This is a genomic window from Comamonas sp. Tr-654 (genome assembly GCF_011752915.1).
Classification (GTDB): Bacteria; Pseudomonadota; Gammaproteobacteria; order Burkholderiales; family Burkholderiaceae_C; genus Comamonas.
Map to the genome: position 1 here is coordinate 764,709 of NZ_VWWQ01000003.1, position 22,517 is coordinate 787,225.

17 protein-coding genes are annotated in these 22,517 nt (G+C 63.7%); 3 read left to right on the plus strand and 14 right to left on the minus strand.

Features of this window, described 5'->3' with window-relative positions:
- The 4 genes from uvrA to F3J24_RS13160 form a co-directional block, all read right to left on the minus strand.
- Nucleotides 1–5,940, minus strand: a complete 5,940-nt coding sequence (uvrA, locus tag F3J24_RS13145; RefSeq protein WP_167006844.1) for an excinuclease ABC subunit UvrA — start codon at nt 5,938–5,940, stop codon at nt 1–3.
- 137 nt (nt 5,941–6,077) lie between these two features.
- Complete coding sequence (locus tag F3J24_RS13150; protein WP_167006847.1) at nt 6,078–6,215, minus strand: hypothetical protein; 138 nt, start codon at nt 6,213–6,215, stop codon at nt 6,078–6,080.
- A gap of 223 nt (nt 6,216–6,438) precedes the next feature.
- The gene (locus F3J24_RS13155; RefSeq protein ID WP_167006850.1) at nt 6,439–7,452 is read right to left on the minus strand and encodes a porin; all 1,014 of its coding nucleotides are present in this window, start codon (nt 7,450–7,452) and stop codon (nt 6,439–6,441) included.
- A gap of 259 nt (nt 7,453–7,711) precedes the next feature.
- Nucleotides 7,712–9,394 carry an MFS transporter gene (locus F3J24_RS13160; protein ID WP_167006853.1) on the minus strand — a complete coding sequence of 561 codons (1,683 nt, stop codon included), beginning with the start codon at nt 9,392–9,394 and terminating at the stop codon, nt 7,712–7,714.
- A gap of 295 nt (nt 9,395–9,689) precedes the next feature.
- Here F3J24_RS13160 and F3J24_RS13165 point away from each other — a divergent pair, with 295 nt between their 5' ends.
- Together F3J24_RS13165 and F3J24_RS13170 are read left to right on the plus strand one after the other, a co-directional pair.
- Nucleotides 9,690–9,998, plus strand: a complete 309-nt coding sequence (locus F3J24_RS13165; RefSeq protein WP_003061686.1) for a DUF485 domain-containing protein — start codon at nt 9,690–9,692, stop codon at nt 9,996–9,998.
- Nucleotides 9,995–11,728: a cation acetate symporter gene (locus F3J24_RS13170; protein ID WP_167006855.1), complete on the plus strand. Its 1,734-nt coding sequence runs from the start codon at nt 9,995–9,997 to the stop codon at nt 11,726–11,728. The genes F3J24_RS13165 and F3J24_RS13170 overlap by 4 nt, the downstream gene beginning before the upstream one ends.
- Nucleotides 11,729–11,820: 92 nt before the next feature.
- On the opposite strand, the gene F3J24_RS13175 is transcribed toward F3J24_RS13170, so the two are convergent.
- Nucleotides 11,821–12,741: a LysR family transcriptional regulator gene (locus F3J24_RS13175; RefSeq protein WP_167006858.1), complete on the minus strand. Its 921-nt coding sequence runs from the start codon at nt 12,739–12,741 to the stop codon at nt 11,821–11,823.
- 356 nt (nt 12,742–13,097) lie between these two features.
- On the opposite strand from F3J24_RS13175, the gene F3J24_RS13180 reads away from it, so the two are divergent.
- The gene (locus tag F3J24_RS13180; RefSeq protein ID WP_167006861.1) at nt 13,098–14,219 is read left to right on the plus strand and encodes an NADH:flavin oxidoreductase/NADH oxidase; all 1,122 of its coding nucleotides are present in this window, start codon (nt 13,098–13,100) and stop codon (nt 14,217–14,219) included.
- A gap of 45 nt (nt 14,220–14,264) precedes the next feature.
- On the opposite strand, the gene F3J24_RS13185 is transcribed toward F3J24_RS13180, so the two are convergent.
- The 9 genes from F3J24_RS13185 to F3J24_RS13225 all read right to left on the minus strand — a co-directional run bounded on the left by F3J24_RS13185 (nt 14,265) and on the right by F3J24_RS13225 (nt 22,507).
- A complete protein-coding gene (locus F3J24_RS13185) occupies nt 14,265–14,900 on the minus strand; it encodes a 2-hydroxychromene-2-carboxylate isomerase (protein ID WP_167006864.1) in 636 nt (211 codons plus the stop codon).
- A gap of 22 nt (nt 14,901–14,922) precedes the next feature.
- Nucleotides 14,923–15,204, minus strand: coding sequence for a DUF1289 domain-containing protein (locus F3J24_RS13190; RefSeq protein WP_167006867.1), 282 nt, complete (start codon nt 15,202–15,204; stop codon nt 14,923–14,925).
- A complete protein-coding gene (locus F3J24_RS13195) occupies nt 15,201–15,698 on the minus strand; it encodes a YbaK/EbsC family protein (protein ID WP_167006869.1) in 498 nt (165 codons plus the stop codon). The genes F3J24_RS13190 and F3J24_RS13195 overlap by 4 nt, the downstream gene beginning before the upstream one ends.
- A 159-nt stretch (nt 15,699–15,857) precedes the next feature.
- Nucleotides 15,858–16,766, minus strand: coding sequence for a hydroxymethylglutaryl-CoA lyase (locus F3J24_RS13200; RefSeq protein WP_167006871.1), 909 nt, complete (start codon nt 16,764–16,766; stop codon nt 15,858–15,860).
- A 16-nt stretch (nt 16,767–16,782) separates the two neighbouring features.
- On the minus strand, nt 16,783–17,706 hold the full coding sequence (locus F3J24_RS13205) for a glyoxylate/hydroxypyruvate reductase A (protein ID WP_167006873.1): 924 nt from the start codon (nt 17,704–17,706) through the stop codon (nt 16,783–16,785).
- Nucleotides 17,707–17,884: 178 nt separating this feature from the next.
- Nucleotides 17,885–19,921, minus strand: a complete 2,037-nt coding sequence (locus F3J24_RS13210; protein ID WP_167006877.1) for an acetyl/propionyl/methylcrotonyl-CoA carboxylase subunit alpha — start codon at nt 19,919–19,921, stop codon at nt 17,885–17,887.
- A gap of 58 nt (nt 19,922–19,979) precedes the next feature.
- Entirely contained in the window at nt 19,980–20,732 is a 753-nt protein-coding gene (locus F3J24_RS13215; RefSeq protein ID WP_167006880.1) for a DUF4126 domain-containing protein, read from the minus strand.
- A gap of 60 nt (nt 20,733–20,792) precedes the next feature.
- Nucleotides 20,793–21,575 carry an enoyl-CoA hydratase/isomerase family protein gene (locus F3J24_RS13220; protein ID WP_003059063.1) on the minus strand — a complete coding sequence of 261 codons (783 nt, stop codon included), beginning with the start codon at nt 21,573–21,575 and terminating at the stop codon, nt 20,793–20,795.
- Nucleotides 21,572–22,507 (minus strand): S9 family peptidase, encoded by a 936-nt coding sequence (locus F3J24_RS13225; protein WP_167006883.1) that lies wholly within the window; start codon nt 22,505–22,507, stop codon nt 21,572–21,574. The genes F3J24_RS13220 and F3J24_RS13225 overlap by 4 nt, the downstream gene beginning before the upstream one ends.
- Between the last annotated feature and the right edge of the window lie 10 nt (nt 22,508–22,517).

Here is a 22,517-nt window from a genome sequence, read left to right on the forward strand (position 1 = left end):
TCAGGTACGCGCCAGCACCGGTGCCAGCGCCTTGCCGGTGTGGGTGCCGATGCCGACCAGATCCTCGGGAGTCCCCGAGGCCACGATGCGCCCGCCGTCCTTGCCGCCTTCGGGGCCCAGGTCGATGATCCAGTCCGCCTCGGCAATCACGTCAAGGTCATGCTCGATGACCACCACGCTGTGGCCGCCGTCGACAAGGCGGTGCAGCACATGAATGAGCTTGTCCACATCGGCCATGTGCAGGCCCACGGTGGGCTCGTCCAGCACATACAGCGTATGCGGAGCCTTCTGTCCGCGGCGGCCGATATCGTCGCGCACCTTGGTCAGCTCAGTCACCAGCTTGATGCGCTGGGCCTCGCCACCCGACAGCGTGGGCGATGGCTGGCCCAGGGTGAGATAGCCCAGACCCACGTCTTTCAGCAGCTGCAGCGGATGGGCAATCGAGGGCATGGAGGCGAAGAACTCCACGGCCTCGTCGACCTCCATCTGCAGCACATCGCCAATGCTCTTTCCGCGCCAGGTCACGGCCAGCGTCTCGGGGTTGAAGCGTGCGCCGTGGCAGACTTCGCAAGGCACTTTCACATCGGGCAGAAAGCTCATCTCGATGGTGCGCACGCCCTGGCCCTCACAGGCCGGGCAACGGCCTTCGCCGGTGTTGAAGGAGAAGCGGCCCGCCGCATAGCCGCGGGCCTTGGCCTCCAGAGTCTCGGCGAACAGCTTGCGAATCGTGTCCCAGAAGCCGATATAGGTCGCCGGGCAGGAGCGCGGCGTCTTGCCGATCGGAGTCTGGTCGACTTCGAGCACGCGATCGATGGTCTCGAAGCCCTTGAGCCCCTTGCAGCCCACGAGCGCCGGCGACTTGCCGGCATCCATGGCATCGCGGCCGGCCTTGGTCGAGCGCTGCTGCACCCAGGCCGCCACATTGCTCAGCAGCACATCGCGCGCCAGCGTGGACTTGCCCGAGCCGGAAACTCCGGTCACGGCCACCAGGCGCTTGAGCGGAACGCGCGCATCCACATTCTGCAGATTGTGCAGATTCGCGCCCAGCACCGTCAGCCAGTGCAATGCATCGCTGTCTTGCTGCACCACATTTTCAGTAGCAGCTACCGCTTTCTTTTTCTTGGCTTTGGATGGTTTCTTGTCTGAAACCTCCATATCGCCAGCGTCAGAAGCTTCTGCATTGATAGCAGCCGGCTGTACCGGAGGCTCGCCCTCTCCCACCCACAGACGTGGCTTGAAAGGGTGGCGCATGGCGTGCAGCAGATAGCGCCCGGTGACAGAGTCCTTAGCCGCCATGATGTCGGCAACCGTGCCCTCTGCCACCAGACGGCCGCCGCGAATGCCGGCGCTGGGGCCGATATCGATCACGTGATCGGCGCGACGAATCGTGTCTTCGTCGTGCTCCACCACCACCAGCGTGTTGCCCTTGTCGCCGAGCTTGTGCAAGGCATTGAGCAGAATCTGGTTGTCGCGCGCATGCAGGCCGATGGTGGGCTCATCCAGCACATAGCAGACACCTTGCAGATTGCTGCCCAGCTGCGCAGCCAGACGGATGCGCTGGGCCTCGCCCCCGCTCAGGGTGGGGGCGCCGCGGTCCAGCGTCAAATAGTTGAGACCGACTTCTTCAAGGAATTCGAGACGGCTCTGAATCTCGGGAATCAGATCGCGCGCAATATCGGCTTCGCGGCCCGTAAGCTCCAGACTCTGTATCCATTGGCGCACATCGCTGACCGACAGCTGGGCGATATCGGTGATCGCCTCGTCGTGAAACTTCACGGCTCGCGCCACGGGGTTCAGACGTGTGCCGTGGCATTTGGGGCATTCCACCTCGGCCAGGTCTTCCACTTCCTGGCCCTCGAACTTCACCTCCCGGCCGCGGTTGTCGTCGGCCAGCAAGGTGTCGTCATAGACCTTGCGCTGGTCCTTGGTCAGCTTCACGCCCGTGCCCACACAATCGGGGCACCAGCCATGCTTGCTGTTGTAGGAGAACAGACGCGGGTCCAGTTCGGCATAGCTGGTGGCGCAGATCGGGCAGGCGCGCTGGGTGGAGAACACCTGCAGCGCGCCGATGCCGGCCGTGCTCCGGCCGCCCTGCATGGCGTCGGCCAGGTTCTCGATGCCGGACAGCACATGCAGCACGCCCTTGCCGATTTCCAGCGCCTGGCGCAGATGGCCGCGCAACTCCTTCTCGTTGGCCGCAGTCACCGTCACGCTGGCCACGGGAAGCTCGATGGTGTGTTCCTTGAAGCGGTCTATGCGCGGAAAGCCCGTGGTCGGCAGAAACTCGCCGTCAACGCGCAGATGCGTATAGCCCTTGGGTCTGGCCCAGTCGGCCAGCTCGGTATAGACGCCCTTGCGGTTGACGACCAGCGGACTCAGCAGGCCTATGGTCCGGCCGCGGAAATTCGTCATCAGCTGCGCGGCAATGCTTTCCTCGGTCTGCGGCTGCACGATGGCATCATCGTGGATGCAGTGCTGCACGCCCAGCTTCACATAGAGCAGGCGCAGAAAGTGCCAGACCTCGGTGGTCGTGCCCACCGTGGACTTGCGACCACCGCGCGACAGGCGCTGCTCGATGGCCACCGTGGGCGGTATGCCATAGACCGCATCGACCTCGGGACGGCCCGCTGGCTGCACGATAGAACGCGCGTAGGCATTGAGCGATTCGAGATAGCGGCGCTGGCCTTCGTTGAACAGGATGTCGAAAGCCAGCGTGGACTTGCCCGAACCCGACACCCCGGTCACCACATTGAACTTGCCGCGCGGCACATCCACGCTCAGGGACTTGAGGTTGTGCTCCTTGGCATTGACGATCTCGATCGCGTTCTTGGCCTGCGGTGCCTTTTCGGCCTGTGCCTTGCGTTGGGGCTTGTAGAGCATGGGAGCGACTTCGCGCACCGCCTCGCCGCCCACGCCCATGGCCAGATCGTATTCGCGCAGGGCCTGGGCCGTGTGCGATTCCTTCACATGGCGCACCTCCTCGGGCGTGCCCTCGGCGACGATCAGACCGCCGCCGTCACCGCCTTCGGGGCCCAGATCGATCAGCCAGTCGCTGGCGCGAATCACGTCCAGGTTGTGCTCGATGACGATCAACGAGTGGCCCGCTTCCAGCAGCTTGCGCAATGCGCGCATGAGCTTGGCGATGTCTTCGAAATGCAGGCCGGTCGTGGGCTCGTCGAACAGGAACAGCGTACCTTTCTTGGCCAGCGACTGCTTGGATTTGGACTGCGCCTTGGCCGCCTCGGCCAGAAAGCCTGCGAGCTTGAGGCGCTGTGCCTCGCCGCCCGACAGCGTGGGCACCGGCTGGCCGAGCTTCACGTATTCCAGGCCCACATCGACGATGGACTGCAGCGCGCGGATCACGTCGCGGTCCTGCGCAAACAACAGCGCGGCTTCGGCCACCGTGAGTTCCAGCACATCGGCCACATTCAGCGGCTGGCCGTTGCGCTCGATTTTCACTTCCAGAATCTCGGGGCGATAACGCGTGCCGTTGCAGTCCGGGCAGCGCAGATAGACGTCCGAGAGGAACTGCATCTCCACATGCTCGAAGCCCGAGCCGCCGCAGGTCGGGCAGCGGCCGTCGCCGCTGTTGAAGCTGAACTTGGCAGCGGTGTAGCCGCGCTGGCGCGACAGCGGTGCCACGGCGAACAGCTCGCGGATCGCATCCCAGGCACCCACATAGCTGACCGGGTTGGAGCGCGCCGTCTTGCCGATCGGCGACTGGTCCACAAACATCACATCGGCCAGATGGTCCGCGCCCAGCAGGCGCTCGAACGCGCCCGCCGCATCGGTGGGCTTGCCGAAGTGACGCATCAGCGCTGGCACCAGCACATCCTGGATCAGCGTGGATTTGCCCGAACCCGAAACACCGGTGATGGTGACCAGACGCTGCAGCGGAAAGTCCACGCTGATGTCGCGCAGATTGTGTTCGCGCGCGCCTTCGAGAATCAGGCGCGGCGTGCTCTCGGTCACCATGCGCTTGAGGCCGAAACCCACCTGCTTGCGGCCGCCCAAGTAGGCGCCGGTCAGGGTATCGGCCTGGCGCAAATCCTCGGGTGTGCCGTCGAACACGATCTGGCCGCCGCGCGCACCTGGGCCAGGGCCCATGTCGATCATGCGGTCGGCGGCAAACATCACGGCCGGGTCATGCTCCACCACAACCAGCGTATTGCCCGCATCGCGCAGGCGCTGCATGGCCTCGGTGATGCGTTCCATATCGCGCGGGTGCAGACCTATCGATGGCTCGTCGAGCACGAACAAGGTATTGACCAGCGAAGTGCCTAGAGCGGTGGTGAGGTTGATGCGCTGCACCTCGCCACCGCTCAGTGTGCGGCTCTGGCGGTCCAGCGTGAGATAGCCTATGCCCACATCGCACAGATACTGCAGCCGCGTCATGACTTCGGCGTGCAGCATCTTCAAGGCCTGGGTTTCGCCATCGTTCCTGTCAGCTGCCTCGCTGGGCACCAGTTGTGCAAAGAACTCGCGCAGGCGCGTGATCGGCAGACGCATCAGATCATGCAGACACAGGCCAGGCAAGCTTTCCAGCTGCTCACGGCTCCAGCCCACTGCCTGAGGCATGAAGCGCTGGTATCTGCCGCTCTCGTCGCCGAGCGGCAGCACGGCATCGGCAGCCTGCTTGCTGCCGATGCGCCAGAGCAGGCTTTCGGTCTTGAGGCGGGCACCGCCGCAGCTCGGGCATTCGGTATAGCTGCGGTACTTGGACAGCAGCACCCGGATATGCATCTTGTAGGCCTTACTTTCGAGATACTCGAAGAAGCGGCGAATGCCATACCAGGTCTGGCTCCACTTGCCGTTCCAGTTGGGCGAGCCCTCGATCACCCAGTCCTTCTGCGCCTGTGTCAGCTTGGACCAGGCCGTATCGCGCGGAATGCCTTCGGCCTCGGAGTGGCGCATCAGGTCGTCCTGAATCTCCTTCCAGGCCGGCGTCTGGATCGGCTTGATGACACCGGTGCGCAAGGTAAGTTTTTCGTTCGGGATCACCAGACCCCAGTCGACCCCGATAACCCGCCCGAAACCACGGCAGGCATCGCAGGCACCCACCGCGGAGTTGAACGAAAACAACGAGGGAATCGGTTCCTGATAGGTCAGATTGCTTTCAGGGCAATGCAGACCCAGCGAGAACTTCCACAGCTCGGGCTCGGCCGCCTCTGCAGCGCTCTCGGGCAGCACATACACCGTGAGCCTGCCGCTGCCGCGCTTGAGGCCCACCTCGATCGCCTCCATGGCGCGGGAGCGCTCGGCCTTGCCGAGGCGAAAGCGGTCGGCAATCACATCCAGCACCTTGATCTTCTCGGGGGCTGGCTTGGCTTTTTTCTTGCCCTTGGCGGCCTCGTCACTGGCCGCATGAGCGCGTTCCACTTCGCGCTCGGCCTGCACCTTGGTGAAGCCGCTGGCAGACAGCCATTGCTCCACCTCTTCGGCCGAGGTATTGGCCGGCAGCTCCACCGGGAAGGTGATGGCAATGCGCGGATCGCCCGCCGCCTCGCAGCGCTGGGCCAGTTCGGCATAGATGCTGTCCGCAGTGTCATGGCGCACCGGCAGCGACGTCCTGCTGTCAAACAGCTGGGCCGCGCGCGCAAACAGCAGCTTGAGGTGATCGTTGATCTCCGTCATCGTGCCCACGGTGGAGCGCGAGTTGCGCACCGGGTTGGTCTGGTCGATGGCAATCGCGGGCGGTACACCCTCGACCTTGTCCACGGCCGGCTTGTCCATGCGATCGAGGAACTGCCGCGCATAGGCGGAGAAGGTCTCTACATAGCGACGCTGACCTTCGGCGTACAAGGTGTCGAACACCAGACTGGACTTGCCCGAGCCGCTGGGACCGGTGACCACGGTCAGCTCACCGGTACGGATATCGATGTCCAGATTGCGAAGATTGTGCTGGCGAGCACCACGGATACGGATCAGGCCCTGCGTCATGTTCTGCGGTCTTTTCAATGGAGGCCAAACATTCTAGGCAGTCCTGGCAAGAACCTTGGCTGCACATGTGCATTAAGGTTTTGCAGCAGCCGAAAAAAAGCCCCGGCTTGCGGGGCTTTGCGCGGGTGCGGCAGTCTTCATTTGGACTCCGCCGGTGCATGGATTGCGTCCGCACCATGTTTCTCGCCGCTCATATCCACCTTGTCACCCGCCTTCATGATGACAAACAGCGCCGCTGCGGCAAACACCACAAAACCAATCGCCAGCTTCCACATATCAGTCTCCAGAGTCGTTATGAACAGAGGCAGCCAAAGCGGCGGCTTGCGCCGCTCCGGTCAGCACGACCATTGAGCCCCATCGAGTTTGCACGTGGCTTACTACAGGTCGGGCTGCGCATAAGAAAAAACCCCATGCCTCGCGACATGGGGTATGAACTTGGAGTAATGGTCTGCATTATCAGCTGCAGTTGCTGGAGACACCGCTTGCGCGGTGCACAAATTAGAAGTTGTGACGCACGCCCAGAGCGAAGGAGCTGAAGTCCGCGCCGGCAGCACCGGTCACATAGTTCGCACCCTTGCTGTTGTTCACCTTGGTGTAGTAGCCATAGACCTTGGTGCGCTTGCTCAGGTTGTAGTTGTAGCCCAGAGTCCACTGAGTGGCTGCGGAGTCGGCGATGTGGCTCCACTTGTTGGCGTGACCCACGTTGGCATGGAATTCCGAAGCACCCATGGTGTACATGGCCGACAGACGGAAGTTGTTGCGCGAGCCGGCGCCGGTGCCGGTGATCTGGTTGTCGTCCTTGTTGCGCTGGTAGTAGGCACCCAGGGTCACTTGACCGAAGGTGTACAGGCCGCGCAGAGCAGCTTGCCAGTTGTCGCCCACCTTGCTGAAGCCAGCGCCCAGGTGCAGAGGACCGGTGGCGTAGTTGGCGGCCAGGTCATAGCCGTTCTTGCGAGGACCGACCGTAGGATCCTTCTCGTGCAGCGACACGGAGGCATCGACCGTCAGACCGCCCATGCTGGGGGTGCGGTAGCCGACCTTGTTCTTGGTGCTCAGACCGCCGAACCAGACGGGATCGTAGTACAGCGCATCGGAAGAAGAACCGGTGTCGTGGTTGTGCATGCTGATGTAGTCAGCGGTTGCATAGTAGGACTCGGGCACGAAGTTGCCCAGACGGATCATGCCGAAGCCACCCGACAGGTTCACTTCGCTCTGACGGGCAAAGGACATGCCGGTCGTGGGATGGGTCCAGGCGGAACCGGTGCCAGTGTCGGAGTTGAAGCCGGATTCCAGCGCGAAGCCAGCCTTCAGGCCGCCGCCCAGATCTTCGGTACCGCGAATGCCCCAGCGCGAGGCATTGTTGTACAGGCCGGACACGGACTGATCACCGGACTTCTGACGCTCGACGGTGGTGTTGATACGGCCGTACAGCGTCACGCTGCTCTGTGCCATTGCAGTGGTCGCGCCCATCACAGCCAGTGCGGCCAGAGCGATGCGAGTCATCTTGGTCATTCAATGCTCCTATATCCTGGGATAGTGTTTTTGCACCGCATTGGCTTGTAGGTTGTTGGCCCTCTCGCGGCTAGGTGTGATTCTAGGTGGGCCCCTCTCAAAAGCATGATTTGCATCGCAAAAAAGTAACGCAATGATGCTTTGTTGCCACACTGCTGTAACCCATTAGTGCTGCAGTCATACGCAAAAGACCTGCAAAGCCCGAGCCTTGCAGGTCTTCGATGTGATGCTGCATAAATTGCAGCACCGTCACTTCACATCAGTCTTCGGCGTAGATGTCGCGATCCTTGGTTTCGGGCACGAACAGCGTACCGATCACGGCCGTCACACCAGCGATGATGATGGGGTACCAGAGACCGTTGTACATATTGCCGGTCTGCGCCACGATGGCGAAGGACATGGTGGGCAGCAGACCGCCGAACCAGCCGTTGCCGATGTGGTAGGGCAAGCTCATCGAGGTGTAGCGGATGCGGGTCGGGAACAGCTCCACCAGCATGGCCGCAATCGGGCCGTAGACCATGGTCACCAGCAGCACCAGATAGGTCAGGATCACGACCATCATGACCTTGTTCATCTTGGCAGGGTCGGCCTTGGTGGGATAGCCGTCCTTGGCAAGTTCAGCAGCCACGGTCTTCTTGAAGGCGCCATCCTTGGCCTTGGCCTCGTCAGCGGGCAGGCCCTTGAGCGAGAACGAAGGAATCTCGGTCGCGCCGATACGGATCATGGCCTGCGTACCGGCAGGAGCGTCCTCGGTTTCATAGCTCACGGAACCGGCTGCCAGCACCTGCTTGGCCACGTCGCAGGAGCTGGTGAACTTGGTGGTACCTGTGGGGTTGAACTGGAAGGAGCACTCCGCAGGATCGGCCACGATGACCACCTTGTTCTTGGCCTGTGCGGCGGCAAGATCGGGGTTGGCTGCTTCGGTCAGCGCCTTGAAGGCGGGGAAGTAGGTCAATACGGCCAGAATGCAGCCCAGCATGATGATGGGCTTGCGTCCGATCTTGTCGGACAGCGTACCGAAGATCACGAAGAAAGGCGTGCCGATCAGCAGGGCAGCCGCAATCATCAGGTTGGCCGTGACGGCATCGACCTTGAGCTGCTGGGTCAGGAAGAACAATGCATAGAACTGGCCGGTGTACCACACCACGGCCTGACCGGCGGTCAGACCAACCAGGGCCAGGATCACGATCTTCAGGTTCTTCCACTGGCCGAAAGACTCCTTCAGCGGAGCCTTGGAGACCTTGCCTTCGGCCTTCATCTTCTGGAAGGCAGGAGACTCGGACAGCGTCATGCGAATCCAGACTGAGATGGCCAGCAGCAGGATGGACACCAGGAAGGGAATGCGCCAGCCCCAGTCGGCAAACGCTTCTTCGCCCAGCATCGTGCGCACGCCCAGGATCACCAGCAGCGACAGGAACAGGCCCAGCGTTGCAGTGGTCTGGATCCACGAGGTGTAGGCACCGCGCTTGCCGTGCGGTGCATGCTCGGCCACATAGGTGGCAGCACCGCCGTACTCGCCGCCCAACGCCAGGCCTTGCAGCATGCGCAGCGCGATCAGGATCACGGGAGCGGCCACGCCGATGCTGGCGTAGTTGGGCAAGATCCCCACGATAAAGGTGGACAGACCCATGATCAGGATCGTCACCAGGAAGGTGTACTTGCGCCCGATCATGTCGCCCAGACGGCCGAACACCAGCGCACCGAAGGGGCGCACGATGAAGCCTGCCGCAAAGGCCAGCAAGGCGAAGATGAAGGCCGATCCCGCATCCAGGCCGCTGAAGAACTGCTTAGCGATGATGGCTGCCAGAGATCCGTATAGATAGAAGTCGTACCACTCGAAAACGGTTCCGAGTGAAGACGCAAAGATGACTTTGCGCTCTTCCGGGCTCATCGGCCGTGGGGCCGATTTACCTCCCATGTTTGCTGTCGCATTGATGGCCATGTTTGTCTCCTAGGTTTTTTGGGATGTCAGGCGCTGCCAACTCACCTGTTTGCTCAATATCAAAGCGACAACTGACCGCTAACTTACAAAATTTTCGCTTCTCAAAAATTCAAGACTGGGCATTACCCGACCCTCTCCGCACTTACCCGGATCTGTTTTTTTCCGATGTGAAAAACCGGGGGCAAACACCGATAACGTAAGTAAGGAGGCGGTCAGACGGGCTTCTCAGAATGCATCGCAAGCAAGCCACCGAGCACCTGATGGCAGGCTGGAAAACTTCAAAGGAGACAACGCTGTGCGAGACCCGGTGATAGAGACAATCCAAAGCAACCCCGCCTACCAGCAACTGCGCCGCAAGCGCAATCGACTGGGCCTGGCGCTGACCGTTCTGATGCTGATCGTGTACTACGGCTATGTCGCGCTGATCGCGTTCGACAAGGAGTTCCTGGCCCGCCCCATCGGCGCCGGAGTGACCACCCTGGGCATTCCCATCGGTATGGGCGTCATCATTTTTTCCGTGATCATTACCGGCCTCTATGTGCGCCGCGCCAACAACGAGTTTGATCAGCTCACCCGCGACATTCTCAAAGGCATCAAGCAATGAAGCAGCGCATCTCTTCCCAATGGCTAGTGGGCGCTGCGGCGCTGGCCGCGACGGCGCCCGTGCTGGCCGCCGGCGGTGACGTCGGCAACGCCGCCAAGCAGGCCACCAACTGGACGGCCATCATCATGTTCACCGCCTTTGTGCTGGCCACCCTGTGGATCACCAAATGGGCGGCGGGCCGTACCAAGTCGGCCTCCGACTTCTACACCGCAGGCGGCGGCATCACCGGCTTTCAGAACGGTCTGGCGATTGCGGGCGACTATATGTCCGCCGCCTCCTTCCTCGGCATCTCTGCCTCCGTCATGGCCAGCGGCTATGACGGCCTGATCTACTCCATCGGCTTTCTGGTCGGCTGGCCTCTGCTCACCTTCCTGCTGGCAGAGCGCCTGCGCAACCTGGGACGCTTCACCTTCGCCGACGTGGCCGGCTACCGCTTTGCGCAGACGCCGTTCCGCATCTTTGCCTCCTGCGGCACGCTGGTCGTGGTGGCCTTCTATCTGATTGCCCAGATGGTCGGCGCCGGTCAGCTCATCAAGCTGCTGTTCGGCCTGGACTACTGGATCGCCGTGGTGCTGGTGGGCGCGCTGATGATGATCTACGTGCTGTTCGGCGGCATGACGGCCACCACCTGGGTGCAGATCATCAAGGCCTGCCTGCTGCTAGCCGGCGTGACCTTCATGGGCTTCATGGTGCTGGCCAAGTACGGCTTCAGCCCCGAAGCACTGTTTGCCGAAGGCGTGAAGGTGCGCACCCAGATCGCCACAAACGGCGGCGCAGAGCCCTCCGCGGCGGAAAAGCTCGGCCTGGCCATCATGGGCCCGGGCGGCTTCATCAAGGACCCTATCTCCGCCATCAGCTTCGGCATGGCGCTGATGTTCGGCACGCTGGGTCTGCCCCACATCCTGATGCGCTTCTTCACCGTGCCTGACGCCAAGGAAGCGCGCAAGAGCGTGTTCTGGGCCACGACCTGGATCGGCTACTTCTATGTGCTGATCTTCATCATCGGCTTCGGCGCCATCACCCTGGTGCTCACCAACCCCGAAATGGCGGACACGGCCAAGGGCGTGATCCACGGCGGCGCGGGCACGGCCAATATGGCGGCCGTGCTGGTGGCCAAGACCGTGGGCGGCGACGTGTTCTACGGCTTCATCTCGGCCGTGGCCTTTGCCACGATTCTCGCCGTGGTCGCGGGCCTGACCCTGTCCGGCGCCTCGGCGGTCTCGCACGACCTCTACGCCACCGTCATCAAGAAGGGCAAGGCCGACAGCGCCTCCGAACTCAAGGTCTCGCGCATCACCACGCTGTGCCTGGGCTTTGTGGCCGTGCTGCTGGGCATTGTGTTCGAGAAGCAGAACATCGCCTTCATGGTCTCGCTGGCCTTTGCAGTGGCGGCTTCCGCCAACTTCCCGCCGCTGCTGCTGTCGGTGCTGTGGAAGAACTGCACCACCAAGGGCGCCGTGATCGGCGGCTTCATGGGCCTGGTCTCCTCCGTGGGTCTGACCATTGTCTCGCCCTCGGTGTGGGAAGCGACTCTGGGCCATCCCGCCGGCTCGGCCTGGTTCCCTTATGCCTCGCCTGCGCTGTTCTCCATGGCCATCGGCTTCTTCGGCGTGTGGCTGTTCTCCGTGCTCGACAAGAGCGCGCAGGCCGCCAAGGAGCGCGCCGTGTTCCCCGCGCAGCAAGTGCGCTCGGAAACCGGTCTGGGTGCCGCAGGCGCATCCGGCCACTGATGATGTGAATGGCCCGGCGCCCTGCCGGGTCGCGGTGGCAAACCGCCCTCACCTCGGCCCGCAGAGACCACCACGGTTTCTGCGGGCCTTGCTCATTCCACGTCCAGCCCGCCGGACTGCGCCAGTTCGAACAGCAGCTCGCGTGCCCACTGGTGTCCGGGAGAGCGATGGGTCCGCGCATGCCAGGCGGCCGTCTTGGTGAAGCCCTGAATCTCCAGCGGCGGCTCCAGCACCACCAGTCCCGAGTCGGGCTTGACCAGCCGCCTGGGCACGACGGCTATCAGATCGCAGCTGCGCAGGATTTCTGGCAGCACCAGAAAGCTGGTCACGGACAGCGCCACGCGCCGCTTGCAGCCCAGACGCTCCAGCGCCTCGTCCGTCACACCATGAAAACCGCCTCCGTCATAGGACACCAGCGCATGGTCCAGGGCGCAGAAGCGCTCCAGTGACAGGCCGCGCCGACGCGCATCGGGATGGTCGCTGCGCATCACGCAGACATAGCGTTCGTCGAACAGCCGGCGCGCATGCAGATCGGGAGCCGTGCGCTCCGGCGTGACCAGCGCCAGGTCGATGTCGCCGCGCTCCAGCCGCTCGTGCAGCGGCAGATGCTGGGCCGGCACCACGGCCACACACAGACCGGGCGCGCGCTGGCGCAACACGGCCAGAAACGGCAGCACCACCGCCTGCAGCGCGTAGTCCGTGGCGGCAATGCGCAGCGTCATATGCGCCGTGGCCGGATCAAAGGCCTGGGGGCGCAGCAGCGCCTCGGCATTGCACAGCAGCTCCTTGAGCGGCCCGGCCAGGGCCAGCGCACGCAGCGTTGGGGCGATGCCGCGCTGCGTGCGCACGAACAAGGGATCGTCGAAGCTCTCGCGCAGCCGCGTCAGCATGCCGCTGACCGCGGGCTGGGTCAGCGCCAGACGCTCGGCAGCGCGCGTCACGCTGCGCTCGTCCAGCAGCGCATCCAGGGCCTTGAGCAGATTCAGGTCCAGGCTCTTGATATCAGTCGGCATGATTTCACAAATCAGAAATATCGATTGGATTTATTTCAACACAGACCCCATCATTTCCCCATTCCCTTCGACAGAAGCCCTGCATGCAAAGCATTCACTGGCCCGCCGACTAGATGCCTAGCACCACCGAAAACTTCCTCATCAGCGAGCTCATTGCCCCGGGCCTGTATCCGCCGCTTTCCGAGCCTCGCTGTCCTTGATTTTTTAATAGCAGTCAGCGCCTTCATTCATTGAATTTCAGATGACTTTTTATTCTGAAAACAAGCAATGAAAGGCGCAAGGCGCTATCAAACCTTTGACATCCTGTTTTGCTGCAGGACTGCCGACTTCTTCCATTCGCACCACCGCTACTTCGCATGTCTGCACTCTTTACCCCTTTCACTCTCAAAAGCCTGACCCTGCGCAACCGCATCGCCATTCCGCCGATGTGCCAGTACAGCGCCGTGGACGGCCTCACCAATGACTGGCATCAGGTTCACTACGCCTCTATGGCGCGCGGCGGCGCGGGGCTGGTGATCGTCGAAGCCACGGGCGTGTCGCCCGAAGGCCGCATCTCGCCCGACTGCACCGGTCTGTGGAACGACGCCCAGATCGAAGGCATGTCGCGCATTGCCGCCGGCATCAAGGCCGCAGGCGCCGTGCCAGGTATCCAGATCGGCCATGCCGGACGCAAGGCCAGCGCCAACAATCCCTGGGAAGGCGACGACCATATTGCCGAAGGCGATGCCCGCGGCTGGCAGCCGATCGCACCATCGGCCATCGCCTTTGGCGGCGGTCTGCCGCGCGTTCCCCGCGCCATGACGCTGGAGGACATCGCCCGCGTGCAGGCCGACTTTGTCGCGGCAGCCCGTCGCGCGCTTGCGGCCGGCTTCGAATGGCTGGAGCTGCACTTTGCCCACGGCTATCTGGCGCAGAGCTTTTTCTCGCCCCACAGCAACCAGCGCGACGATGCCTATGGCGGCAGCTTCAGCAACCGCGCCCGCTTTCTGCTGGAGACCGTGGCCAAGGTGCGCGAGGTCTGGCCCGAGCATCTGCCGCTGACGGCGCGTTTCGGCGTCATCGAGTACGACGGCCGCGATGAAGAAACCCTGGAAGAATCCATCGCCGTCACCCGTCAGATGCGCGAGCGCGGCCTGGACCTGCTCAATGTCAGCGTCAACTTCGTGATTCCTGACGTGAAGATACCCTGGGGCACGCCGGCCTTCCTGGCGCCGATTGCCCAGCGCGTGAGCCGCAGTGCCGGCCTGCCCGTGGCATCGAGCTGGGGCATGGATGATCCGAAGATTGCCGAACGCATCGTGGCCGAGCGCCAGGTCGATCTGGTCATGATCGGCCGCGCCCATCTGGCCAACCCGCACTACGCCTATCAGCTGGCGCAAAGCCTGGGCGTGGATCGCCCCGACTGGACCCTGCCTGCGCCCTATGCCCACTGGCTGGAGCGCTATCGCGGTGCCGCCAAGCAGGCCGCTGCGCAGTAAGAGAGTGCACGACAGGCCTGCAGCGCCGCAGGCCTGAATCGGGCTTCAGCCCAGGCCAGACTCCACCCGGGCCGCCACCTGCCACTGCGCATCGAACCAGGCATTGCCCTCCAGATAGCTGCGCAGCATGGGCAAGGCATCGAGTCCCCAGAAGACATGGCCGTCCACCACCCAGGCCGGCACGCCGAACACGCCGGCCTGCTGCGCCTGTTCGGTATTGCCGCGCAGCCATTGCTTGACCTCGGCACTGTCCTCTTCCTGGCGCAGCTGCTCCTTCAGCTGCGCGCGCAGCTCCTGCAGGCGCTGCGCATCATTGGCCCCATGGCCGCCCTGCCAGACATGCTGCATCACGGCCTGCGCCACAAAGCGGTTGATGCTGCCGTCGCGCCCATGGGCCAGCGCCAGCCGCAGCAGCGGCAGCGGCTTGAACGGATGCCGTGCCGGCATCTGCAACTCCACGCCCAGCGCCTGACCAAGCCAAGTCACGTGCCTGTAAGTCCACAGTCTCTTGGCCGGAATGCCGGCCGGGCCGGGGTTGGCATTGCCTTGCAGCAAGGCGCCCAGCAGCACCGGGCGATAGTCCACGTGATAGCTGAGCCCTTGCAGCGCCTTGGGCATCTGCTCCAGCGCCAGCCACGCATAAGGCGACACAAAGTCCAGGTAACAGGTGATGTGCTTCATGTCGGCTCTCCTCTAAGGGTGCTCAGATCTCGGCCTGGCGCGGGTCCTCGAGGCCGGCGCGCTGCAGCAGCCGGCACCAGATCTCCAGGCGCAGCTCGGCATCGCCCTTGGACCAGGCGCGAATCTCGTCAATGGTTCTGAAGCAGCCCTGGCAATGGCTGCGGTCTGGCGTCATGCGGCAGACGTTGATGCAGGGCGAAGCCACGGGCTGGTCGGCCTCGGCCCAGACCAGGGCCACCTCGGCCTTGGCGGCCAGTTGCGCCAGCTGCTGAGCCTGCTGTTCCTGAAGAAGTTCCGTACTCATGCCTGCTCCACCACGTCCGACCAGGGGGCTGCAGTCAGCGCCTGCAGCTGCGCGGGCGATGCGGGAAACACGCCGTGCGGATGGCCTGCCGCGGCCCATACGGTCTCGAAGCGCTGCAACTCGGCATCCATCAAGGTCACCACCTTGGTTACATGCGCCACGGGGCTGACGCCACCGATCGAGAAGCCGGTGCTGGACTTGACGAAGTCCGCGTCGGCGCGGCCGACCTTGCCCACCAGCTGCGTCACCTTCTTTTCATCGACACGCTTGTCGCCCGAAGTCACGACCAGCACGGCCGCGCCATCGCTCCTGCGCTTGAAGATGATGCTCTTGGCCACCTGCCCGACCAGAATGCTGAGCTGGTCTGCCGCCTCTTGTGCGGTACGTGCCGCACCGTCCAGCATTTGCGGCGCATGCGGATGACCGGCATCCTGCAAAAAGCGGCTGACGCGCTGCACGCCTTCCGGCAGCGCATGAAGTTCTGACCCACACATGTTTGGTTTTCCTGAATAAAGACGGCGTTGAAGAGTCACGCCATGGCGTGGTACCTCAATGCAGCAACTGTGCCAGCTTAAGCCCGAGTTGGGCCATCAGCGCTCACAAAGCCTTTTTTCCGGACTGACCACCGCGCAGCAGACCCAGCCGTTACCGCCTCAGCCCGCGCGCTTGGTCAGCAAGGCCTTGGCCACGCGCGACTGCGTGGGGCGACCCAGATGCTCGCTGATGAACTGGCCCGCATCGATCAGCTTGTCGAGGTCGATGCCGGTCTCTATGCCCATACCCTGCAGCAGATAGACCACGTCTTCGGTGGCCACATTGCCCGTGGCACCCTTGGCATAGGGACAGCCGCCAAGGCCAGCAACCGAGGACTGGAAGTTCCAGATCCCCAGGTCCAGCGCCGCCAGCGTGTTGCTCAGCGCCTGACCGTAGGTATCGTGGAAATGGCCGGACACCTGGTCGATATCGAAGTGCGCCAGCGTGGCCTCCAGCGCCTTCTGCACCTTGACGGGCGTGCCCACGCCTATGGTGTCTGCCACATCCACGCGCTGCACGCCGATGTTCTTCATCAGCCCGGCCAGGTAGCCCACCTTCTCGGGCGCGATCTCGCCCTCGTAGGGGCAGCCCACGGTGCAGCTCATGGCGCCGCGCACGGCAATGCCGGCCTCAAGCGCCGCCTGCACCACGGGCGCAAAGCGCTCGATGCTCTCGGCAATCGAGCAGTTGATATTGCGCTGGCTGAAGGCCTCGCTGGCCGCACCGAACACCACGATCTCGTCGGGCTTGCCGGCCAGCGCGGCTTCGAAGCCCTTGAGATTCGGCGTGAGCACCGAATACAGTACCCCCGCTCTGCGCACTATGCCAGCCATGACTTCGGCGTTGTCCGCCATCTGCGGTACCCATTTGGGCGACACATAGCTGGTGACCTCGATCTCCTTGAGGCCTGCGTCCTGCAGGCGCTGCACCAGTTCGATCTTGACGGCAGCAGGCACAGGCTGCTTTTCGTTTTGCAGGCCGTCGCGCGGACCCACATCGATGATCTTGACGCGTGCGGGGTACTTCATTCTTGTCTCCTTGGTATCAATAGCCCTTGCCAAGGTCGACGCGACCTGTGACGGGCTCGCCCCGGCTCATGGCGGCGACCTTGCCCACGATCTGGGCAATGCTGTCCGCCGCCAGCGTGCGGGCCGAGGTATGGGGGGTGAGGATGATTCCGGACTGCTTCCAGAACGGGTGATTCTCGGGCAGCGGTTCCTCGCGGAACACATCCAGCATGGCGCCGCTGACATGACCGGACTCGATCTGCGCAATCAGGTCGGCATCGACCACATGGCCGCCGCGCCCCACATTGATCACATAGGCGCCGGGCTGCAGCAGCGCCAGCGTGCGGGCGTTGATGATGTCGCGGGTTTCGTCGTGCAGGGGCAGCAGATTGACCAGAATGCGCGTCTCGGAAAGAAAGCGGTCCAGGCTGTCCATGCCGCTGAAGCATTCGACGCCCTGCAGCTCGCGCGGCGAGCGGCTCCAGCCATTGACCTTGAAATCGAACACCGTCAGCGCCCTGGCCACGCGCTCGCCCATCTTGCCCAGGCCCATCACGCCCACGGGATAGTCCACCCGCCTGGGGTTGCGCTGGTGCTGCCACAGGCCTTGCGCCATATCGGACTCGTACTGATCGAGGCCGCGGAAGAAGCGGATCACGGCCTGGGCCACATACTCGGCCATCTGCACGGCCATGCCCGCATCTTCGAGACGGTAGACAGGCAGCGCGGCGGGAATGCGCAGCGGCAGCAAGGCATCCACGCCCGCGCCGATGTTGAACATGGCCTTCAGGCCGACCGCCTGCTCGTCGAGGAACTGCTGGGGCGGTGCCCAGACCAGTGCATAGTCGGCCTGGGGTGCACCCGGCTCCCAGATGGCAATCTCCGCGTCTGGCAACGCGTCGTGCAAACCTTTGAGCCAGGGTTCCGGCCGCGTATCGTCACAGCAAAATAAGACTTTCATGGATGCCAAGCCTAACGCTTTGCCATGCCTGCTGCAGACGCAGATGGCAAATGGACCGCTATCAAAAAAGATGCTTCTTGCGCTGCACCTGTCTTGATTTCATCATTGAAAGTGACTGAATTCATGGATCGTCCAGCGCAAGCCGCTCTTTTTGTTAAACAGTTCAACCCTAGGCGGATCAGGCGGCCACCTCGATGCGCAGCAGCTCGGCGCCTTCGCTGACCTGGTCGCCGGGCACATACAGCAGCTCCAGCACCACGCCATCGCCGGGGGCAGCAATCGTGTGCTCCATCTTCATGGCCTCCATCACCGCCAGCGGCTGGCCCTTGCTGACCTTGTCGCCGGCCTTGACGGTGAAGGACACCACCTTGCCGGGCATGGGCGCCGTCAGGCGGCCACCTTCATGGCCGGTATCGCCGGCGTGGGCCAGTTGATCGACCACGGTGATCTGGGTGCTGCCCGCCTCGGTGAAGATGGACAGCTGGTCGCCCTGGGCATGGACCACGACCACCGTGCGCTTGCCATCCAGACCCAGCTCCAGCCGCCCGTCGACCAGTGCGCGCCACTGCAGCGTGACATCGCTGCGGCCTTCGCCCTCGCCAATGCCGACTTGATAGGTCTGCGCCGCCTGCGTGCCGCGGCCGTAGGCCAGGCCGGCCGTGAAGTCCTCGCCGCGGTAGGCAAAGCCGAACGCACGCACATAGCGGCCCGACATGCGCCAGCCGTCGCGGCGGCTGAAGGGGTCGGCGCCCTGCGCGGCCTGCTCGCCCTGCAGCTGCCAGGCCATGGCAGCGGCGACGGCCAGGTCGCGGCCCACGAAATCCTTGCCGAACAAGGCCTCGCGCTCGCGCTCGATCAGCGCGGTATCGAGCAAGGCATTGGAGAAAGCCTGGCTCTTCACCACCTGGCGCAGAAACTGCACATTGGTCGTCAGGCCCACGATGTGGGTCTGGGCCAGCGCCGCGTCCAGACGCGCCAGCGCCTGGGCACGGTCCTCGCCATGGACGATGAGTTTGGCGATCATGGAGTCGTAGAAGGGGCTGATCGCATCGCCCTCGCGCACGCCGTCGTCCACGCGCACATCGCTGATCTCGAAGCTGCTGCACGCGGGCTTGCGATAGACGGCCAGATGGCCGGTGGCGGGCAGGAAGTTGTTCTCGGGGTTTTCGGCGCAGATGCGTGCCTCGATGGCATGGCCCTGGATACGGAGTTCCGACTGCGCCTTGGGCAAAGGCTGCCCCGAAGCCACCAGCAGCTGCCACCGCACCAGATCCTCGCCGGTAATGGCTTCGGTCACGGGGTGCTCCACCTGCAGCCGGGTGTTCATTTCCATGAAGTAGAACTTCATGGCTTCGGGCTGGTCGTAGCCGCCGGGCTGCTCGACGATGAACTCCACCGTGCCCGCGCCCACATAGTTCACGGCCTTGGCGGCGGCCACGGCAGCCTCGCCCATCTTCTGGCGCAGCGCGGCAGTCATGCCGGGCGCCGGCGCCTCCTCCAGTACCTTCTGGTGGCGGCGCTGCACCGAGCAGTCGCGCTCGAACAGATAGACGCAATGGCCCTGTGTGTCGCCAAACACCTGAATCTCGATATGGCGCGGGCGCAGCACGTACTTCTCGATCAGCACGGCATCGTTGCCGAAGCTGTTGATGGCCTCGCGCTTGCAGGACTCCAGCGAGGCCGCAAAGTCCTCGCTCTTTTCCACCAGACGCATGCCCTTGCCGCCGCCGCCCGCGCTGGCCTTGATGAGCACCGGATAGCCGATGCGATCAGCCTCCTTGTGCAGCATGGCAGGGTCCTGGCCTGCGCCGTGGTAGCCGGGCACCAGCGGCACGCCGGCCTTTTCCATCAGCTGCTTGGACTCGGCCTTGAGGCCCATGGCGCGAATCGCGCTGGCAGGCGGGCCGATGAAGACGAGGCCGGCCGCCGCGCAGGCATTGGCAAAGTCCTCGTTCTCGGAGAGAAAGCCATAGCCGGGGTGGATGGCTTCGGCACCCGTGGCCTTGGCGGCCTCCAGAATGCGTTCCCAGCGCAGATAGCTGTCCTTGGGCGCGCTGCCGCCGATGTGCACGGCCTCGTCGCAGGCCGCCACATGCTTGGCCCGGGCATCGGCATCCGAGTACACGGCCACGGTCTTCACACCCATGCGGCGGGCGGTCGCGGCCACACGGCAGGCGATCTCACCGCGATTGGCAATCAGAATTTTCTTGAACATATCGTCTCCGTTTATCGGTCAAATCACCGCTCAGCGCTTATCCATCAATCGCAAGCAGCTATGTTGTTTGCAATGGTTCCTGCGCATCGTCACTGCCGCGCAGGCGTCGAAAAATCGCCTTGAGAAAGCGCCAAAGCGCCCAGATCACCAGCCACATCGCAATCACCACGACCAGCAGCACGGCGGCAAACACCAGCGGATTGGTCAGCGCCAGCCAGATGGCGCCCAGCGACACCGTGTCTTCAGCCAGACTGGCTCCCACGTTGGAGAACGGTTCGGGCGAGGTATTGATCAGGGCACGCGTGGTGGTCTTGGCTGCCTGGCTGGTCGCGGCCAGCGTGCCGCCCATCAGTGCGGCGGCCATGGCCATGGTGGTGTTGTCGGCGCCGAAGACCGAGGCCGCCAGCGCCGCACCGGCCGGAATGCGCAACACGCTCTGGAACAGGTCCCAGACCGAATCCACTACGGGAATCTTGTCGGCAAAGAACTCCACGAACAGCAGGCCGCCGCTGATGAGCAGAACCATCGGGTGCTGCAGCACATGCAGACCACCAGGCAGAGGCATCAGACCGCTGGCACCCAGCAGGCCCACGGCGAACACCACGGCATAGAGGCGAAAACCGCTGGCCCAGCCCAGGGCTGCCGCCAGCGCCAGCATGGACGCCATGTCCATCTGTCCCACGGCCTGCCCGGCCCTGGCGGCCACATCACCCACCTGGCTCGCGGCATCGCCCACGGCCCTGGCCGTATCGGGGTCGACATGCAGGCCGGTGCGGTGCAGCCAGTCGATGATGGTTTGCCAGATATCCATGGTGTTCATTTCCTATGCGAGCCCGCAGGCTGAAGCGCCCCGGCCGCCAGGTCTGTCATCTCATCCGGGCAGCCAGTTGGGTTTGCGCTTGTTGAGAAAGGCCTGCACGCCTTCCTTGCCTTCGCTGCTGGCGCGGATGGTGGCAATCGACTCCACGGTCGCCGCAATCAGCTGCTCGCTGATCTCGCGCTCGGCCATGTCCAGCACCAGGCGCTTGCAGGCCCGCACCGCTGCGGGGCCGGCACTCAGCAAATGCTTGAGCCAGCCGTCGACCACGGCATCCAGCCCGTCGGCATCGACCACCTCGTGCACATAGCCGATGCGATGCGCCTCTTGCGCCGAAAAGCGCTCGCCCGTGAGAAAGTAGCGGTGCGCGGCCCTGGCACCCATGGCGCGGATCACATAGGGGCTGATGGTGGCGGGAATCAGGCCGATCTTGACCTCGCTGAGGCAGAAGCCTGCCGTGTCGGCCGCCACCGCCATATCGCAGCAGGCCACCAGGCCCATGCCGCCCGCATAGACATCGCCCTGCACACGCGCAATCGTCGGCTTGGGGCATTCATAGATGACGCGCAGCATCTCGGCCAGCAGACCCGCATCGACGCGGTTTTCGTCGCGCGAGTAATCGGCCATGCGGCGCATCCAATTCAGGTCCGCGCCAGCGCAGAATGCGGGTCCTTCGGCGGCCAGCACCACGGCGCGCACATCGGCACGCTCGCCGACCTGGAGAAAGGCGGCGGTGATCTCGGCAATCGCCGCATCGCTGAAGGCATTGCGAATGGCGGGCTGAGCCAGCGTAACGCGGGCGATGCCGCCGTCCACGGTCAAAGTCAAAGCGGTCATGGCTTGTCTCCCAGTGATTGAGGGTTTTGCAGCTGCGCAGCCGCCGTACCCGGTAGCTGCTGCATCAGGAATTCACGGACCTGCGGCAGCCATTGCCCGATATTGGCAGCCCGGTCAAAAAACTGGTGTCCTTCCGCGCCGCTTGGCGGCACGAACACCAGAGTCAGCTTACGGCCTGCCGCCAGATAGCTTTGCGCCATCTGGCGCACCAGCGGCGGCCGGAAGTAGCTGTCGTTCTCGGCATAGATCCACAGCTGGGGCACCTGGCTGGTGGCGGCAAAGCCGGCCACGGTCTTGAGCAGTTGGGCCTCGCCACAGACCGACGTCTTCTCACGCATCTGCTGCTGCGAACCGCGGCCACCAGCAAAATTGATGACGCCGCGCAGACCTGCGGGTTGCTGGGCCGCCAGCGCCAGCGAGGCAAAGCCGCCGGCAGACTTGCCCAGCAGCACCACATGCGTGCTTTCGACATAGGGCAGCTTCTGCCCGTAAGCCATGATGGCAGCCACATCGCGCGCGGCCTCCTGGGCTGCATGGCCATAGTCGGGGTCTTCGCAGCTGCCGTAGCGGTCGGCCAGAGGACCGTCCGATGCGCCATAGCCGCGGCGCAACCCCGTCACCACCACATAGCCCAGCTCGGCCAGAGCACGCGCCTGCGGACCGTAGCGATCGGTCATGGCTTCGCGCGCCTCCTTGCCGCTGGGCGTTCCGTGGCTGAGCACGATCAGCCCCCAGGGGCCGAGACCCCGGGGACGATAGACATGGCCTGCAAGCTCGGCAGTGCGCGCGGGCGTGCCGCCGGCCTCCGGCACCCAGACCGGAATGCGTGCATCGGACTGCTGCACCTCGGCCCGGGCCTGCTCCACCATGGGCCATGCCAGCGCTGCGCACAGCAGAGCTTGCATCAGGGAGGTAACAGTGCAGCGCATCATGTTCGGGCCT

Excerpts from the sequence above, each read along its gene's own strand:
- uvrA (WP_167006844.1), bottom strand. The coding sequence starts at position 5,940 with ATGACGCAGGGCCTGATCCGTATCCGTGGTGCTCGCCAGCACAATCTT.
- F3J24_RS13150 (WP_167006847.1), bottom strand. The coding sequence starts at position 6,215 with ATGTGGAAGCTGGCGATTGGTTTTGTGGTGTTTGCCGCAGCGGCGCTG.
- F3J24_RS13155 (WP_167006850.1), bottom strand. The coding sequence starts at position 7,452 with ATGACCAAGATGACTCGCATCGCTCTGGCCGCACTGGCTGTGATGGGC.
- F3J24_RS13160 (WP_167006853.1), bottom strand. The coding sequence starts at position 9,394 with ATGGCCATCAATGCGACAGCAAACATGGGAGGTAAATCGGCCCCACGG.
- F3J24_RS13170 (WP_167006855.1), top strand. The coding sequence starts at position 9,995 with ATGAAGCAGCGCATCTCTTCCCAATGGCTAGTGGGCGCTGCGGCGCTG.
- F3J24_RS13175 (WP_167006858.1), bottom strand. The coding sequence starts at position 12,741 with ATGCCGACTGATATCAAGAGCCTGGACCTGAATCTGCTCAAGGCCCTG.
- F3J24_RS13180 (WP_167006861.1), top strand. The coding sequence starts at position 13,098 with ATGTCTGCACTCTTTACCCCTTTCACTCTCAAAAGCCTGACCCTGCGC.
- F3J24_RS13185 (WP_167006864.1), bottom strand. The coding sequence starts at position 14,900 with ATGAAGCACATCACCTGTTACCTGGACTTTGTGTCGCCTTATGCGTGG.
- F3J24_RS13190 (WP_167006867.1), bottom strand. The coding sequence starts at position 15,204 with ATGAGTACGGAACTTCTTCAGGAACAGCAGGCTCAGCAGCTGGCGCAA.
- F3J24_RS13195 (WP_167006869.1), bottom strand. The coding sequence starts at position 15,698 with ATGTGTGGGTCAGAACTTCATGCGCTGCCGGAAGGCGTGCAGCGCGTC.
- F3J24_RS13200 (WP_167006871.1), bottom strand. The coding sequence starts at position 16,766 with ATGAAGTACCCCGCACGCGTCAAGATCATCGATGTGGGTCCGCGCGAC.
- F3J24_RS13205 (WP_167006873.1), bottom strand. The coding sequence starts at position 17,706 with ATGAAAGTCTTATTTTGCTGTGACGATACGCGGCCGGAACCCTGGCTC.
- F3J24_RS13210 (WP_167006877.1), bottom strand. The coding sequence starts at position 19,921 with ATGTTCAAGAAAATTCTGATTGCCAATCGCGGTGAGATCGCCTGCCGT.
- F3J24_RS13215 (WP_167006880.1), bottom strand. The coding sequence starts at position 20,732 with ATGGATATCTGGCAAACCATCATCGACTGGCTGCACCGCACCGGCCTG.
- F3J24_RS13220 (WP_003059063.1), bottom strand. The coding sequence starts at position 21,575 with ATGACCGCTTTGACTTTGACCGTGGACGGCGGCATCGCCCGCGTTACG.
- F3J24_RS13225 (WP_167006883.1), bottom strand. The coding sequence starts at position 22,507 with ATGATGCGCTGCACTGTTACCTCCCTGATGCAAGCTCTGCTGTGCGCA.